Genomic DNA, 13,691 nt, shown 5'->3' with positions numbered 1-13,691 from the left:
GTGCGTTCCTCATCCTCCAGCGCGCACCAGGCGCTTGAAGCCCTCGGCCGGCGGCTCCGCGAGATCCGGGAGGAGGCGGGGCTGACCGGCCGGGCTCTGGCCGAGCGCACCGGCTGGCACTCGTCGAAGATCAGCAAGGTCGAGTACGGCAAGCAAACCCCGAGCGCCCGAGACATTCGCGCCTGGTGTGAGCACTGCGGCGCAGTCGACCAGATCCCTGACCTGATTGCCTCGCTGCGCGCGGTAGAGGGCATGTTCGTCGAGTGGCGGCAGATGGAACGCACCGGTCTGCGCCGGGCGCAGGAGTCGGTGCTGCCGCGCTGGGAACGCACCCGGCGCTTCCGGATCTACTCGCCCCGGGTGATCCCGGGGCCGTTGCAGACCCGCGCCTACATCTCCGCCGTGCTCACCTCCGTTATGCGGCGCCGTTCTCTGCCGGACGACGTGGAGGAGGCCGTACAGGTCCGGGTGGGCAAACAGCACGTCATCTACGAGGGCGACCACCAGTTCGCCGTGCTGCTGGAGGAGAACGTCCTGCGCCACCCGATCGGCGGGCCGGAGACCATGTCCGGACAGCTCGGCCACCTGCTGACGGCCAGCACACTCCCCTCGGTGTCGCTGGGCATCATCCCCCTGGGCGGAGACCGGTCGACGATCTGGCCGGTGGAGGGCTTTTGGATGTTCGACGACGCCGAGGTGACAGTCGAGCTGGTGTCCGGGCACCTGACCATCACCCAGCCCCGGGAGATCGCCATGTACGCTGCGGCGTTCGCCGAGCTGGCCGATCTCGCGGTGTACGGCAAAGCTGCCCGCGTGCTGATCACCGCGGCGATTGCCGCGCTGAACGCCTGAGCCAGTACAGGCCGAACGCGACGATCTCGAAGAGGCTCTCGGCTAAGGGTCACGGCCCCAACGTCCTCGACGCCGGGGCCGCCCTACATGCCCGTCCGGATATCCGACCCGGACGCGGTGTGCTGCCGGTCAGCCGGCCGCCGTGGTCGTCTTCGGCTTGCCGCCCATGACCTGGTCGACGACGTCGACGGCGCGCTGGTCGGCTTCCGGCGACAGGTGGCTGTAGATGTTGGCCGTGACCATGATGCTCTCGTGGCCCAGGCGCTTGCTCACGGTGTCGAGCGAGACGTTAGATGCAAGCAGCTCGGTGGCGTGGGCGTGCCGGAAGGCGTGCAGGGTGGGTGACTTCCTGATGCTTCGCTGCCTGGCCAGCTCGGTGACCTTCGACCAGATCCGGGACCAGCCGTTGGAGTGCAGGATGCCTCCCTTCGGAGCGGTGAAGATCAGCTCCTGATCGGGCACGTCCTTCGTGCGGCGCTTGAGCATGAGCACGACGCTGTCGGGGATGCGGATCGTGCGCAACGCCGCGTCGCTCTTGCCGTACGGGGCGATGTAGAGCCGTCGCGGCTCACCGTCCTCCTTCACTGCCCGTGCCACGGTGAGCAGCCGCCGCTTGAGGTCGATGTCACACGGCCGCAACGCCGTGATCTCGCCATAGCGCAGCCCGGTGCCCATGGCCAGCGTGATGACGTCGCCGGCGAGCTGAGACACCTCGTACCCGAGGGCGATCCACTCGGCGATCTCCTCTCCGGTGGGCACCTGGTCCATGGTCACGGTCCGGGCGGGCTTGGCGGGGAGCTGGACTCCGATGGACGGGGAGACGTCCAGAAGGCCCCTACGGGCCGCGTAGGAGAGCGCCGGGGCGATGACCCCGCCGTGGATGTTGTGGACCGTCTTGGGCGCGTACGGGGCGAGCTCGCCGCGGAACCGGCGTCGCTGCTGGCCCATCCAGGTGACCCACGCCTGGATGACGTCGGTGGTGATCTCGGTGATCGGCAGACCTCCGAGAGGACCGATGCGGACGCCGTCCTCCAGGAGGACGATCGCGGGCCGTACGTGCCGGTCGAACAGCCGCCGGTAGTTGGCGAGCTGGCGGGGTTCGGCGCGGTGGGTCGGGAGCGCGAGGTACGCCTCGACCACCGCGGCGAAGGTGGGCGACTGCTCGGGGCTCTCCTCCTCGGGCTCGGCGGCCGCGAGCTCCAGGCCCCGGCACCGCTTCGGGTAGCCCTCGGGGCGGCGCTCCCCCGCGGCTTCGACGAGGGCCTTGAAGCGCTTGGCGATCCGGAGGGTGTCGCAGGTTTCGCTGTCGCGGCCGCCGCCACGGGCGCCGCCGATGACCCAGGAGACGCGGTAGGTCGTGCGTCCGCCTGTGCCGGTTCTCTTCTCGATCGATGCCATGTCTACCTTCCCGTTTCGGAAGGTGAGCACCACCGCCACCGGGGCCGCGTTTCAAGATCGGGAACGGGGCCGTTCCCCCACGGTTCCCCCATGATCTTGATATGCGAAGGGCCTCTGACCTGCTTGCACAGGTCAGAGGCCCTTTTTAGCGGCGGTGGTGGTGGGATTTGAACCCACGGATGAGTTGCCCCATCACACGCTTTCGAGGCGTGCGCCCTCGGCCACTAGGCGACACCACCGCCGAGCAGCTTACCGGATAACCGCTATTGCTCGCGCGATCGGCGGAGCGCGAAGAACCCCGTCAGCGCCTCGGCGCACTCGTCCGCCAGCACGCCCATGACGACCTCGGGGCGGTGGTTGAGCCTGCGGTCCCTGACGACGTCCCAGAGCGAGCCCGCGGCGCCGCCCTTGGCGTCCACGGCGCCGTAGACGATCCTGTCGACCCGGGCCAGCACCGCCGCCCCGGCGCACATGGTGCACGGCTCCAGCGTGACCACCAGGGTGCAGCCGCCCAGCCGCCACTCGCCCCGCTCGCGCGCCGCCGTACGCAGGGCGAGCACCTCGGCGTGGGCGGTCGGGTCGTGCAGGGACTCGCGGTCGTTGCCCGCCTGGGAGAGCATCGCCCCGCCGGGCCCCAGGACGACCGCGCCGACCGGCACCTCCCCGCGCTCACCGGCCCGTACGGCCTGCGCCAGGGCGAGCCGCATCGCGGGGACGTAGGAGTCCGGGGATCGGTGGTCGGTCAACGTCCGTCAGCTCCCGGTGGTGCCGTCGCCGGCGCGCCCGTCAGCGCAGCCGGTCGAGCTCGTCGGCGAAGCCCAGCCGCTCGGCGATGACGGAGAGCGTGTCCGCGGGGAGCGCGCCCTCCTCCATGCTGAGCTCGATGAGCTCCTCGGGGCTCACGCCCAGGTCGGTCAGGAGCTCGAAGTCACCCGCGGGCCGTACGCCCATCTCGGGTGTGTCGGTGTCGGGCGCGACCCCCGCCAGCTCGCCGAAGAGCGCGCCCAGATCGTCGGTGTGCCCCGCCTGGGCGTCGGACAGGAAGGCGCGCGGCTCCTCCGCGTCCTGGTAGCGGACGATCGCGAACCACTCGTCCTCCACCTCGACGCACAACAGGGTCAGTTCGTCGCCGTCGAGGGCGAGGTGCTCCTGCACCGCGTCCGAGAGGTCGTCGACCAGCTCGACGTCGCCGAGGTCGACCTCGGCACCGTTCCAGCCCTTGGCGGTGCGGGCGAAGGCAGCGGAGAAGACACTGTTGCCGGAGCGTCTGGAGGGCATGACCGATCTCCCCGAGATCAACCGAACACGGAGTCGATGGCGCGTTCGAACGGCTCGGAGAATCCCAGCCGCGCGGCGATGCTGGACAGCACATCCTCGGGAAGAAGGTCGATGTCCCCGGACAGGACCCCCAGCTCCATCTCGTCGAGCCCCAGGTCGGCGAAGATCGACAGGTCTCCCGCGGGGAGCGCCGTCTCCTCGTCCTGCAGGATCGCCTCGAGTTCGTCCTCGTCCGGCACCGGTACGTCGAGGTATTCGAGCACCTGCCGGGCGAGCGGGAAGTCCCAGGACGCGGCGATGTCGGAGAGGAAGACCTCCACCGTCTCGCCGAACACCCGTAGCGCCACGAAGAACTCATCCCCCACGGCGACCAGCCCAATCGCGCCGCTCATGCCGGGTTGCTGGCGCAGGGCGTGGATCAGGCCCTCAAGATCGGTCGTAAGCGCGACGGGAAGCATCTCCGCTTCCCAGCGGTCATCTTCGCGATAGACCACGATGGCGAAGTCGAGCGCATCTTCGTCTGTCATCGTCATCCCCACCGAGCGGCCTGTACGGAGGTCAATGCTTCCAGAAGCGCGGCATACCCGTATGCCTCTCCGTCTAAATTGTGATCAAATCCGCCGCCGCGCGTGTCGGGCCCGATCCGCTGTCCTGGTCGGGCGCGGTCCGGGATACCGTTGACGGCCATGGAGACCCTGGTCGTCGACCACCCGCTGGTGGCCCACAAGCTGACCGTCCTGCGGGACGCGAACACCGACTCGCCGACCTTCCGGCGGCTGGCGGACGAGCTCGTGACCCTGCTCGCCTACGAGGCCACCCGGCACGTCCGGGTCAGCGAGGTGACGGTGCAGACCCCCGTCGCCCCGGCCCGCGGCGTACGGCTGGCGCACCCGCACCCCCTGGTGGTCCCGATCCTGCGCGCCGGCCTCGGCATGCTCGACGGGATGACCCGGTTGCTGCCGACCGCGGAGGTCGGCTTCCTGGGGATGATCCGCAACGAGTCGACCCTCCAGGCCGAGACCTACGCCACCCGGCTCCCCGACGACCTGTCCGGGCGCCAGGTCTACGTGGTCGACCCGATGCTGGCCACCGGCGGCACGCTGGCGGCGGCCATCGAGTTCCTCTTCCAGCGCGGCGCCGACGACGTGACCGCGCTGTGCCTGCTGGCCGCGCCCGAGGGCATCGCCTACCTGGACAAGGCGTTCGCCGGCAGCGGGAGGCCGATCCGCCTGGTGACGGCCGCCCTGGACGAGCGGCTGAACGAGCACGGCTACATCGTCCCCGGCCTGGGCGACGCCGGAGACCGCCTCTACGGCGTCGTCTGAACCTTCGGCAGTCTTCTGCAGCCCTTCATGGCCGCCTGAACGACCTCTGCGGCGTCAGAACAGCCTCCGCGGCGCCGCCGGGACAGCGCGGCGAACCGCCGGAACCCCCCGGCGGCGTCCCGCCTCGCCGCTTTCCGCCCGTCGATGGGCTATTTCCCCCCTTCTATCGTTACAATCTGTCGTTGTATGGGTACGAAGAGTGCCGAAGCATCTCTTGCGCGCCATCGTGCCGAACGGCCGTGGGCGCACGTCGGGGGAACAGTGAGCGAGCGAAGCAACCCGGTGCCGGAGCCGGATCCCTACGCGGAGGTCAGCGCCGCGCTGCGGGAGGAGTTCTCCGCGATCCACCCGGCCGCCACGGTGACCCGCTGCATAGACGCGGCGCACTACGGCGCCCTGGAGATCACCGGATACGCCCATCCCGGGCTCGTCGAACGGATCGCCCGCAAACACCTCGAGGTCCTCGCGCTGGTCGTCAGCGGACACGAGTGACCGGAACCGCCGGCCCGGCGGGCTTCGCACGGACGAAGACCCGATGGGCCGACACGCTTTACCCCGCCGGGGGCGTGGGTAATGTATACGTCGGGTGCAGTGGGTGAGTGGTGGCAGGAGGCCGCAGTGCAGGTCAAAACGATTTTGAAGTACAGCGCCATCGGTTTCGCCGCGTTCTTCCTGTTCAAAAGACCGGATGACGCGGCAGGAGCGGTGAAGGGCGCTCTCGACTCCGTGTTCGACGCGGCCGACTCCCTGGCCCAGTTCGTCTCCCATCTGTCATGAGACTAGTGACCCACGGGGACTCAGCCCCCTCGTCGGTCAACCGCTACCTGCTCCCCCACGAACACCAGGTCATCATGGTGCGGCGTCACCCGGCCGTACTGCTCCGCCCCGTCGCCGAGGTCTTCGGCGGTCTGATCATCGCCGGTCTGCTCAGCACCTGGCTCAGCCGGGAGAACGTCGACGGCGGCATCGTCATCGTCTGGTGGGCCTGGCTCCTGCTGCTCATCCGCTTCGTGTGGAAGGTGGCGGAGTGGTCGGTCGACTACTTCGTGGTGACCTCCAAGCGCATGCTGCTCACCACGGGCCTCATCACGCGCAAGGTCGCGATGATGCCGCTCACCAAAGTCACCGACATGAGCTTCCAGCGGTCTCTGCTGGGCCGAATGCTGGGATACGGAGAGTTCGTCCTGGAATCGGCCGGTCAGGACCAGGCATTGTCGACCGTCCCCTACATCCCGTATCCCGAGACGCTCTACCTCGAGGTCTGTCAGATGCTTTTCCCCAGCACGGACCCCTCGGATGATTAATGTCCCTATGGCCGCTATGGCATAGGGAGGGGAGAGAGTCCGGCCTGGGATTCTTCTCTCGGGGTTACCCTATTCGACTTCTTCATGCAATCATGGCGGAGACATTGACCATCCCCCGCCCTGAGAGATCAGATGCCGAGTCAGGGAACCATCGGTGACCGTGTCCGCGGACTGCGGCTGAGCAGGCGCATGTCACAGGCGCAGCTCGCCGGGCCCGACCTTTCCGACAGTTATGTCTCGCTCATCGAGTCGGGCAAGCGCACGCCCACCCCCGTGGTCGCGCGCCTTCTCGCCGAGCGCCTGGGCTGCACCACCGAGTTCCTCCTGCACGGCATCGAGCCCCGGCAGCGCATCGACACCGAGCTCGGCCTGCGTCACGCGGAGCTGGAGCTGCACCACGGCGACGCCGCGGTGGCGGCCGAGCGCTTCACCGAGATCGTCAAGGTGGCGGGCGAGGAGAACGCCATCCTGGCCGCCCACGCCCGGCTCGGCCGGGCCCGCGCGCTGGAGGCCCAGGGCAGGATCGCCGCCGCGGTCGAGTCCTTCGAGAGGCTCCGCCGGGAGGCCGCCGCCCATCCGGAGCGCCTGGCCGACCTGCCCCTGACGGTCGCCCTGAGCCGCTGCTACCGCTACGGCGGAGACATCCTGCGCGCCCGCGACCTGGCACTGGAGGCCCTGACCCAGGTCGACCGGCTCTCGCTGGTGCAGGGCGGCATCGCCGTCGACCTGGCCGCCTGCCTGCTGGAGACCGAGGCCCCGCACGGGCCGCACTCGCCGGGCCTGGCCTACGTCCGGCAGGTCATCCTGGCCAACGGCGTGCCCTCCGTGACCGACCAGGACGAGCAGGTCCACGCCCTGTGGCAGGCGAGCATCACCGCCGCCGACGGCGAGGACTCGGCGCTGGCCGTCCGCCTGGCCGACGACGCGATCGCGACCGGCCACCAGGCCCGGATGGCCGTCAAGCTGGCCCACATCGCGATGGAGTGGGCGCGTCTGGCCTGCTCCTTCGACGGTGAGCCGATCGAGGAGGCCCGGCGTCTGGCGACCACCGCCGGCGAGGTCTTCTCCTCCTTCTCCCGCCACGTCCACGACCACGCCAAGAGCCTGATCGTGCTCGCGTCCGTGGAGCTGAAGAGCGGCGACCTGGACGCCTCCGAGCGCCTGGCCTCCGCGGTCCTCGACATGCTGGGCAGCCGCTCCGGCGCCACCGGCGCCACCGCGCGGCTGATGCTCGCCGAGGTCGCGCTGGCAGGCGGCGAGAAGAACGTCCTGTCCCTCCTGAACGGCGCCCGGGAGCTCCTGGCCGACCCGCAGCCCACCTTCCCCGGCTTCAACCGCGACGCCGCCCGGGTGTGGCGCCGCCTCGGAGACCTGTACGGCAGGGCCGGGGCCACCGAGGAGCAGATGAGCGCGTATCGTAAGGCGCTGGAGACCGTCGGAGTCCGCGACGCGCTCGTGGGCATGACGGTCGACCCCGCGCTGGCCCGATAAGGCCGCCGCGGTAAGACTTTCCTTGCTCCTGGAGCTCCGGATTTGGTTTTATGCCTCTGGAATAATTAGGGTCTATCAGTCATTGACTCATAGGATGATTGGTTCCCCAGAGGAGGCGGACTGTGAGTCTGCGTACGGCGCAGCGAGCGTCCCTCGTCGACCAGGTGATCGATCAGCTCAAAGAGCAGATCACTTCGAACTCCTGGAAGATGAACGCGAAGATCCCCACCGAGACGGTGCTCGCCGAGCAGCTGGGGGTCGGACGCAACACCGTCCGCGAGGCCGTACGGGCCCTCACCCACGCGGGTCTGCTGGAGTGCCGCCAGGGTGACGGGACCTACGTCCGCGCCACGAGCGAGCTGTCGGGGGCCATGCAGCGGCGGCTGCGCACCGCCGAGCAGCTGGAGATCCTGGAGGTACGGCGGGCGCTGGAGGTCGAGGCCGCGCGGCTGGCCGCCACCCGGCGCACCGACGACGACATCGCCCGCATCGAGAGCGCCCTGGCCGCCCGGGAGCAGGCCTGGGAGCTCGGCGAGCCCGGCACCTTCGTCGAGGCCGACCTCGCCTTCCACATGGCGGTCGTGCACGCGACCCACAACCGGGTCCTGATCGATCTCTACGAGGACTTCTCGACCGCCCTGCGCGCCAGCATCACCGCCGCCGGCACCTCGCTCAACAGCAGCTACATCCCGCACGACGCGATCGCCCGCGCCATCGCCGCCGGTGACGCGAGCGCCGCCGAGCGCGCCGGCCACGCGTGCATGGAGCACATCCTGATCGCCCTGACCGACGCGCAGGACCTGCCCTCCTGACCTCGCGCGCCGGCCCCTCCCCGTGTCCCGCCCGCCTCAGGTCTGGCGCAGCGACATCACGAGATAGCGGAAGGCGGGGCCGGCGTCGCCGGGGACCTCGGCGATGAGGGCCGGACGGGTGGAGGACTCCATGTTGAGGCGGACCAGCTCGGTCTGCACCCCCGCCAGGCCGTCCAGCAGGAACTGGGCCTGGAAGGCGATCTCGATGTCGTCGCCGGTCAGATGGGCGGCGACGGCCTCGGTTCCGCGGCCGATGTCGCCCCCGCCCGCCTGGAGGACCACCCTGCCCTGGGTGAACGACAGGCGGATCGCGGTGTTGCTCCCGGCGACCAGCGCCACCCGCTTGATCGCCTCGATGAACGGGGCCGTCTGCAGGTCGGCCCGGATGGACCAGTCGCCGGACAGCCGCGAGCGGTAGTCGATGAACTGCTCGTCGAGCAGGCGGACCGTGGTGCTCCTGCCGACGCTCTCGAACCCGGCGATGCCCTCGCCCAGCGCCACCGACACCTCGCCGCCGCGCAGCGACCGGGCCACCTCGACCAGCACCCGGGCCGGGACCATGGCCGCGGCCGCGGCGTCGGGCCGCTCGGGGCGCCACTCGAAGTCGCGGGAGGCGATGCGGTAGCGGTCGGTCGCCGCCATGGTCACGCGGTCGCCGGAGACGTCCATCCTGACGGCGGTCAGCATGGGCAGGGCCTCGTCGCGGCTGGCGGCCGGGGCGACCTGGCCGACCGCCGTGGCGAAGACCCCGCCGCCGACCGCGCCGATCACGGGCGGCATCCCGGGCAGCGTCGGGAAGTCCTCCACCGGCATGGTCAGCAGGCCGAACTCGGCGCTTCCGCAGGTCAGCACCGCCTCGGATCCGGTCGTGACGACCTCCACGGGCTCGTCGGGCAGGCTCCGCGTGATCTCCGCCAGAATCCGGCCCGGGATCAGCACCCGTCCGGGGTCCTCCACGTCGGCCTCCACCGACGCGCGGGCGGAGACGTCGTAGTCGAAGGCCGACAGCACGAGATCCTCGCCCGTCTCCAGGAGCAGGCCGGAGAGCACCGGGACGGTCGGACGGCTCGGCAGCACACGAGCGGACCAGGCCACGGCCTCGGCCAGGACATCGCGGTTGACCCGGAACTTCACCTGGAGATCCCTTCTGGAGGAGGACGGCGCATTCCACCAGAACCGTAACCGGTGGCACCGACATAAGGCTCGCCCGCGCCCCTGACGGACGAACCGCCCAGCGCCCTGCGCAGACGGGCCGCCTGGAGCCGACCGGCCGCCGGGAAACATCACCTCCCGTATCCCTCAGCTCCCCGGCGGTCCCGCCGATGCTTCGACGGTGAACACCGGGATGAACGCCATGCGCCGCAAGCTGGCGCGGATGACCATCGGAAAGGCCCTGCACTTCGGCTTCGCCGTCGTCACGGTCCTGTTGCTGCTGCCCGCGGTCACCTCGGCGTGGTATCTGTGGCAGTCGTCGAACGCGGTGAGCCACTTCGCCGAGACCGGCATGCCCGCCTCGGAGCTGACCGGCGAGATCGACGGGCTGATGAACAAGTACCGCAAGGAGCAGTGGGAGTACCTCGCGCTTCCCGCGGACGACGAGGAGCGGGTCCCGACGGTCGAGTCCATGGCCGAAGAGGACGCCGAGATGAAGTCCCTGTTCGCCGGCCTCAGGAAGCTGGCGCTGGACGAGGAGCACCTCGCCGCGCTGACCGGCTACGAGAAGAACTGGAACGACTACGTCCGCGTCACCGGCCCCCTGGCCGAGCTGGCCGACGCGGGTGACATCGCCGCCGCCCGGGCCACGTTCGACACCGGCGCCGGCGGCGAGCTGTGGGACGGACTCAAGGACGGCCTGAAGACCCTGCGGGCCCTGGACGCGCAGGACTCCGCCGAGAGCCGCGACGAGGCCCGGCTCGACGTCATCATCGGGTTCTCCGTCCTGGGCGTGCTGCTGATCCTGGCCGTCGCGGTCGCCCTGGCCGTGCGCAGGATCCTGGCCCAGCGCATCTCCACCGGCCTGCGGAGCCTGTCCGTCGCCGCCGACGGCATCGCCCGCGGCGATCTGGACCAGCGTGTCGAGACGACCTCCGACGACGAGATCTCCGAGGTCGCGGCGTCGTTCGAGCGCATGGTGGAGTACCTGAACACGATGGCGGGCGTGTCGCAGCGCATGGCCGAGGGCGACCTGGCCGTCGACGCCGCGCCGAAGTCGCAGGACGACCGGCTCGGCCAGGCGTTCTCCGCCATGGTCACCACCCTCAACGACTCGATCGGGCAGGTGCGCTCCTCGGCGGGCGCGCTCGACACCGCCTCGCGCGAGCTGTCCGGCGTCTCCGACGGCGTGCGCACCGCGGCGGGAGAGGTCGTCGGCAACGCCCAGCGCCAGGTCGGCCTCGTCGACGAGGCCCAGCGGGCCGCGCGGCAGACCTCCGGCCTCGTCGACGAGGGCATCGGCACCGTGCAGCAGCTCGCGGACGTGATGCGCGACCTCGACGGGAAGTCGGCCAGGATCGGCGACATCGTCGAGACCATCGCCCGCATCGCCGGGCAGACGAACCTGCTGGCCCTCAACGCCTCCATCGAGGCCGCCCGCGCCGGGGTCCACGGCTCCGGCTTCGCCGTGGTCGCCGGCGAGGTGCGCACGCTCGCCGAGGAGAGCAGCAAGGCCGCCCAGTCGATCGCGGACGTGGTGAGCGAGATCCAGCAGACCAGCGCCGAGGCCGTGCAGGTCGTCGACCAGCACGCCCGCGGGGCGTTCGAGCGGATCGCCGGCGGCACCACGACGCTGCGGACGGCGCTCGACGAGGTCGGCTCCTTCGCCGGGGCCAACATGGCCTCCACCGAGCGCATGGCCGCCGCCACCGACGCCGTCACCGCCTCGGTCCGGCAGCTGTCGGCCACCGCCGACCGGCTCCGCGAGATCACCGGCCGGTTCAGGACGTGACGGCTCAGGACGTGACGGCTCAGGACGTGACGGCTCAGGACGTGACGGCTCAGGACCGGGCGGCGTTGAGGTAGGCCAGGACCGCCAGGACGCGGCGGTTGTCGTCGTCGGAAGGGGACAGGCCCAGCTTGCCGAAGATGCTGGCGGTGTGCTTGCCGACCGCGCTCTCACTGAGGAAGAGCCGCTGGGAGATGGCGGTGTTGGAGCGCCCCTCCGCCATCAGCTCCAGCACCTCCCGCTCGCGTGGCGTCAGGGCCCCGAGCGGCTCGTGCCGGGCGGTGCTGGCCAGCAATTTGGCGATCACCTCGGGGTCCATCGCGGTCCCCCCGGCGGCGACCCGGCGCACGGCGTCGACGAACTGCTCGCTGTTGAACACCCGGTCCTTGAGGAGATAGCCGATCGCGCCGGACCCGTCGGCGAGCAGCTCGCGGGCGTAGAGCTGCTCGACGTGCTGGGAGAGCACCAGGACGGGCAGGCCGGGGATCGCCCGGCGGGCGGCCAGCGAGGCCTGCAGGCCCTCGTCGGTGAAGGTCGGCGGGAGCCGTACGTCCACCACGGCCACGTCGGGCCGCTCCTCGGTCAGCGCCTTCAGCAGCTCGGGCCCGGACTCGACGGCGGCCACGACCTCGAAGCCGTGGGCCCGGAGCAGGTGGACCAGGCCCTCGCGGAGCAGGTGGAGGTCTTCGGCGATGACGACGCGGGTGCTCATCGGCCCGGCCGGGCGGTGCGGGAGATCACCGGTCCAACCATAGGCGGCGCGGAGTGGCCTCGGCCATCCACCGCCGGCGGGAGTGCTGGATCGGGATCAGTATGGCCGCGCCGTACATGACGAGGCCGAGAGTGATGTTGAAAACGATCATCGGCCACTGCAGCGGCTCGGGCAGGTAGAGGACGTAGAACCAGCTCTTGTTCTCCGGATCGAAGATCTTCATGATCGCCGCGACGATCCCCTGCGGGAAGAGGGGCAGCCAGGCGAGACCGTAGCCGAGGATGACGATCGCCCACTTCCAGCGGGGCATCTTCGCCGTCGTCTCGGAGTCCTCCTCCCAGACCAGCGCGTGCGGCAGGTCGATGGTGGCGATCGTCGGGCCGTCCGGCGGGCTGCTGACGGCCAGCACCCCGTCGAAGGCGGCCAGCCGCCGCTCGATGCCGCGCAGACCGCTGCCCCGCGACGGGTCCGCCCCGCCGGAGCCGTCGTCGGTGACGGTGATCCGCAGGTTCTTCTGCCGGCTGCTGATGTCGATCCAGACGCGGTCCGCGCCGCCGTGCCGGACCGCGTTGGTCAGCAGCTCGCTGATCGAGAAGTAGGCGGCCGACTCGACGGGCGCCTCGGGACGGGTCTTCAGGTCCACGGTGACCTTGACCTTCAGCGGGCTGTCCAGGGCCAGGGCCCGTACGGCGTCGCCCAGGCCGCGCTCGGACAGCACCGGCGGGTGGATGCCCCGGACCAGATCACGCAGTTCGGTGAGCGCCGTGGAGGAGGCCTCGCGCGCCTTGGCCAGCAGCGCCTTGGCCGCCTCGGGGTCGGTGTGCACCAGCGCCTCGACGGCGCCGAGCGTCATGCCGATGGCCACCAGCCGTGCCTGGGCCCCGTCGTGCAGGTCGCGCTCGATCCGGCGCAGTTCGGAGGCCTGCGAGTCGACCGTCTCCAGGCGGGCCTGGTCGAGCGTGTGGATCCGGCTCGCCAGCAGGGACTTGGCCGTGGGACCGAGCAGCAGCTCGTTCCACCAGCCGTAGAAGCGCAGCAGCCAGGGGGTCTCGGCGATCGCGGCGAGGGCCACCGCCCCCAGGAGCAGCGCCACCGGATGCCCCTGCCACGCCATGGCCACGGCGTACGCGGCGGCGATGAGGGGCAGCAGCAGGGCGCCGCCCAGGACCGGGTTGAGGATGACCCAGCCCAGCTCCCGCCAGGTGGCCGGGTCGCTGAACATCCACTTCCAGCGGTTGTTCCACTCGGGCACGCGGGGTGTCTTGTAGAGCTGGCGTTCATGGCGGTACCACCCGTCGGGCTGGCGCCGGACCGGGGGCGGGGGCGGCAGGTAGGACGGCCCGATCTCGCGCCCGAGCCACCTGCCGCTCAGCCTCCTGGCCAGTGCCGTACGCCGCCGGAGCATCCCGACCGCCGGGGGGAAGCAGAAGACGAGCCCCATCGTGAACGAGAGCAGGATCATCGGCAGGGTCACGATCACCAGGAACAGGTCCGTCAGGGCCAGCAACCCCAGGGCCAGGGACCGGCCCGTGGCCGCCGCGTATCGCCTCATGTCATGAGTCTCGATGACCGGCCCCC

15 protein-coding genes and 1 tRNA gene are annotated in these 13,691 nt (G+C 70.5%); 8 read left to right on the top strand and 8 right to left on the bottom strand.

The genetic code is table 11. From position 1 onward, the window contains the following. Nucleotides 1-852: a helix-turn-helix domain-containing protein gene (locus Pta02_RS00405; RefSeq protein WP_203872576.1), complete on the top strand. Its 852-nt coding sequence runs from the start codon at nucleotides 1-3 to the stop codon at nucleotides 850-852. Nucleotides 853-981: 129 nt separating this feature from the next. On the opposite strand, the gene Pta02_RS00400 is transcribed toward Pta02_RS00405, so the two are convergent. The 5 genes from Pta02_RS00400 to Pta02_RS00380 form a co-directional block, all read right to left on the bottom strand. Then, nucleotides 982-2,250 carry a tyrosine-type recombinase/integrase gene (locus Pta02_RS00400; protein WP_203872575.1) on the bottom strand — a complete coding sequence of 423 codons (1,269 nt, stop codon included), beginning with the start codon at nucleotides 2,248-2,250 and terminating at the stop codon, nucleotides 982-984. A 152-nt stretch (nucleotides 2,251-2,402) separates the two neighbouring features. Next, nucleotides 2,403-2,489 (bottom strand) — tRNA-Ser (locus Pta02_RS00395). A gap of 24 nt (nucleotides 2,490-2,513) precedes the next feature. Further along, nucleotides 2,514-2,957: a tRNA adenosine(34) deaminase TadA gene (tadA, locus tag Pta02_RS00390; RefSeq protein ID WP_203872820.1), complete on the bottom strand. Its 444-nt coding sequence runs from the start codon at nucleotides 2,955-2,957 to the stop codon at nucleotides 2,514-2,516. A 79-nt stretch (nucleotides 2,958-3,036) separates the two neighbouring features. After that, the gene (locus tag Pta02_RS00385; protein WP_203872574.1) at nucleotides 3,037-3,528 is read right to left on the bottom strand and encodes a tRNA adenosine deaminase-associated protein; all 492 of its coding nucleotides are present in this window, start codon (nucleotides 3,526-3,528) and stop codon (nucleotides 3,037-3,039) included. A 17-nt stretch (nucleotides 3,529-3,545) separates the two neighbouring features. Next, a complete protein-coding gene (locus Pta02_RS00380; protein WP_373872325.1) occupies nucleotides 3,546-4,055 on the bottom strand; it encodes a tRNA adenosine deaminase-associated protein in 510 nt (169 codons plus the stop codon). Nucleotides 4,056-4,214: 159 nt separating this feature from the next. Here Pta02_RS00380 and upp point away from each other — a divergent pair, with 159 nt between their 5' ends. From upp to Pta02_RS00350, 6 genes are all read left to right on the top strand, one after another. Further along, nucleotides 4,215-4,853: a uracil phosphoribosyltransferase gene (gene upp / locus Pta02_RS00375; protein ID WP_203872573.1), complete on the top strand. Its 639-nt coding sequence runs from the start codon at nucleotides 4,215-4,217 to the stop codon at nucleotides 4,851-4,853. 261 nt (nucleotides 4,854-5,114) lie between these two features. Continuing rightward, complete coding sequence (locus tag Pta02_RS00370) at nucleotides 5,115-5,345, top strand: hypothetical protein (RefSeq protein ID WP_203872572.1); 231 nt, start codon at nucleotides 5,115-5,117, stop codon at nucleotides 5,343-5,345. Between the two features lie 126 nt (nucleotides 5,346-5,471). Continuing rightward, nucleotides 5,472-5,630 (top strand): hypothetical protein, encoded by a 159-nt coding sequence (locus tag Pta02_RS00365; protein WP_203872571.1) that lies wholly within the window; start codon nucleotides 5,472-5,474, stop codon nucleotides 5,628-5,630. Further along, on the top strand, nucleotides 5,627-6,157 hold the full coding sequence (locus Pta02_RS00360; RefSeq protein ID WP_203872570.1) for a PH domain-containing protein: 531 nt from the start codon (nucleotides 5,627-5,629) through the stop codon (nucleotides 6,155-6,157). Before Pta02_RS00365 ends, Pta02_RS00360 begins: the two co-directional genes overlap by 4 nt. Nucleotides 6,158-6,289: 132 nt before the next feature. Beyond that, nucleotides 6,290-7,648: a helix-turn-helix domain-containing protein gene (locus Pta02_RS00355; RefSeq protein WP_203872569.1), complete on the top strand. Its 1,359-nt coding sequence runs from the start codon at nucleotides 6,290-6,292 to the stop codon at nucleotides 7,646-7,648. 122 nt (nucleotides 7,649-7,770) lie between these two features. Next, nucleotides 7,771-8,460, top strand: a complete 690-nt coding sequence (locus Pta02_RS00350; RefSeq protein WP_203872568.1) for a FadR/GntR family transcriptional regulator — start codon at nucleotides 7,771-7,773, stop codon at nucleotides 8,458-8,460. A 36-nt stretch (nucleotides 8,461-8,496) separates the two neighbouring features. Here Pta02_RS00350 and dnaN read toward each other — a convergent pair whose 3' ends face one another. Further along, nucleotides 8,497-9,594, bottom strand: a complete 1,098-nt coding sequence (gene dnaN, locus Pta02_RS00345; protein ID WP_203872567.1) for a DNA polymerase III subunit beta — start codon at nucleotides 9,592-9,594, stop codon at nucleotides 8,497-8,499. Between the two features lie 199 nt (nucleotides 9,595-9,793). Here dnaN and Pta02_RS00340 point away from each other — a divergent pair, with 199 nt between their 5' ends. Next, nucleotides 9,794-11,404 (top strand): methyl-accepting chemotaxis protein, encoded by a 1,611-nt coding sequence (locus tag Pta02_RS00340; RefSeq protein WP_203872566.1) that lies wholly within the window; start codon nucleotides 9,794-9,796, stop codon nucleotides 11,402-11,404. Nucleotides 11,405-11,453: 49 nt separating this feature from the next. On the opposite strand, the gene Pta02_RS00335 is transcribed toward Pta02_RS00340, so the two are convergent. Continuing rightward, nucleotides 11,454-12,113 carry a response regulator transcription factor gene (locus Pta02_RS00335; RefSeq protein ID WP_203872565.1) on the bottom strand — a complete coding sequence of 220 codons (660 nt, stop codon included), beginning with the start codon at nucleotides 12,111-12,113 and terminating at the stop codon, nucleotides 11,454-11,456. 25 nt (nucleotides 12,114-12,138) lie between these two features. After that, nucleotides 12,139-13,665 (bottom strand): sensor histidine kinase, encoded by a 1,527-nt coding sequence (locus tag Pta02_RS00330; protein WP_203872564.1) that lies wholly within the window; start codon nucleotides 13,663-13,665, stop codon nucleotides 12,139-12,141. Nucleotides 13,666-13,691: the final 26 nt, after the last annotated feature.

The sequence above is a fragment of the Paraplanobispora takensis genome, assembly GCF_016863195.1.
In the GTDB taxonomy this organism is placed as follows: domain Bacteria; phylum Actinomycetota; class Actinomycetes; order Streptosporangiales; family Streptosporangiaceae; genus Planobispora; species Planobispora takensis.
Note: the sequence above shows the minus strand (reverse complement) of the source record. Positions and strands in the feature narration are given on the sequence as shown.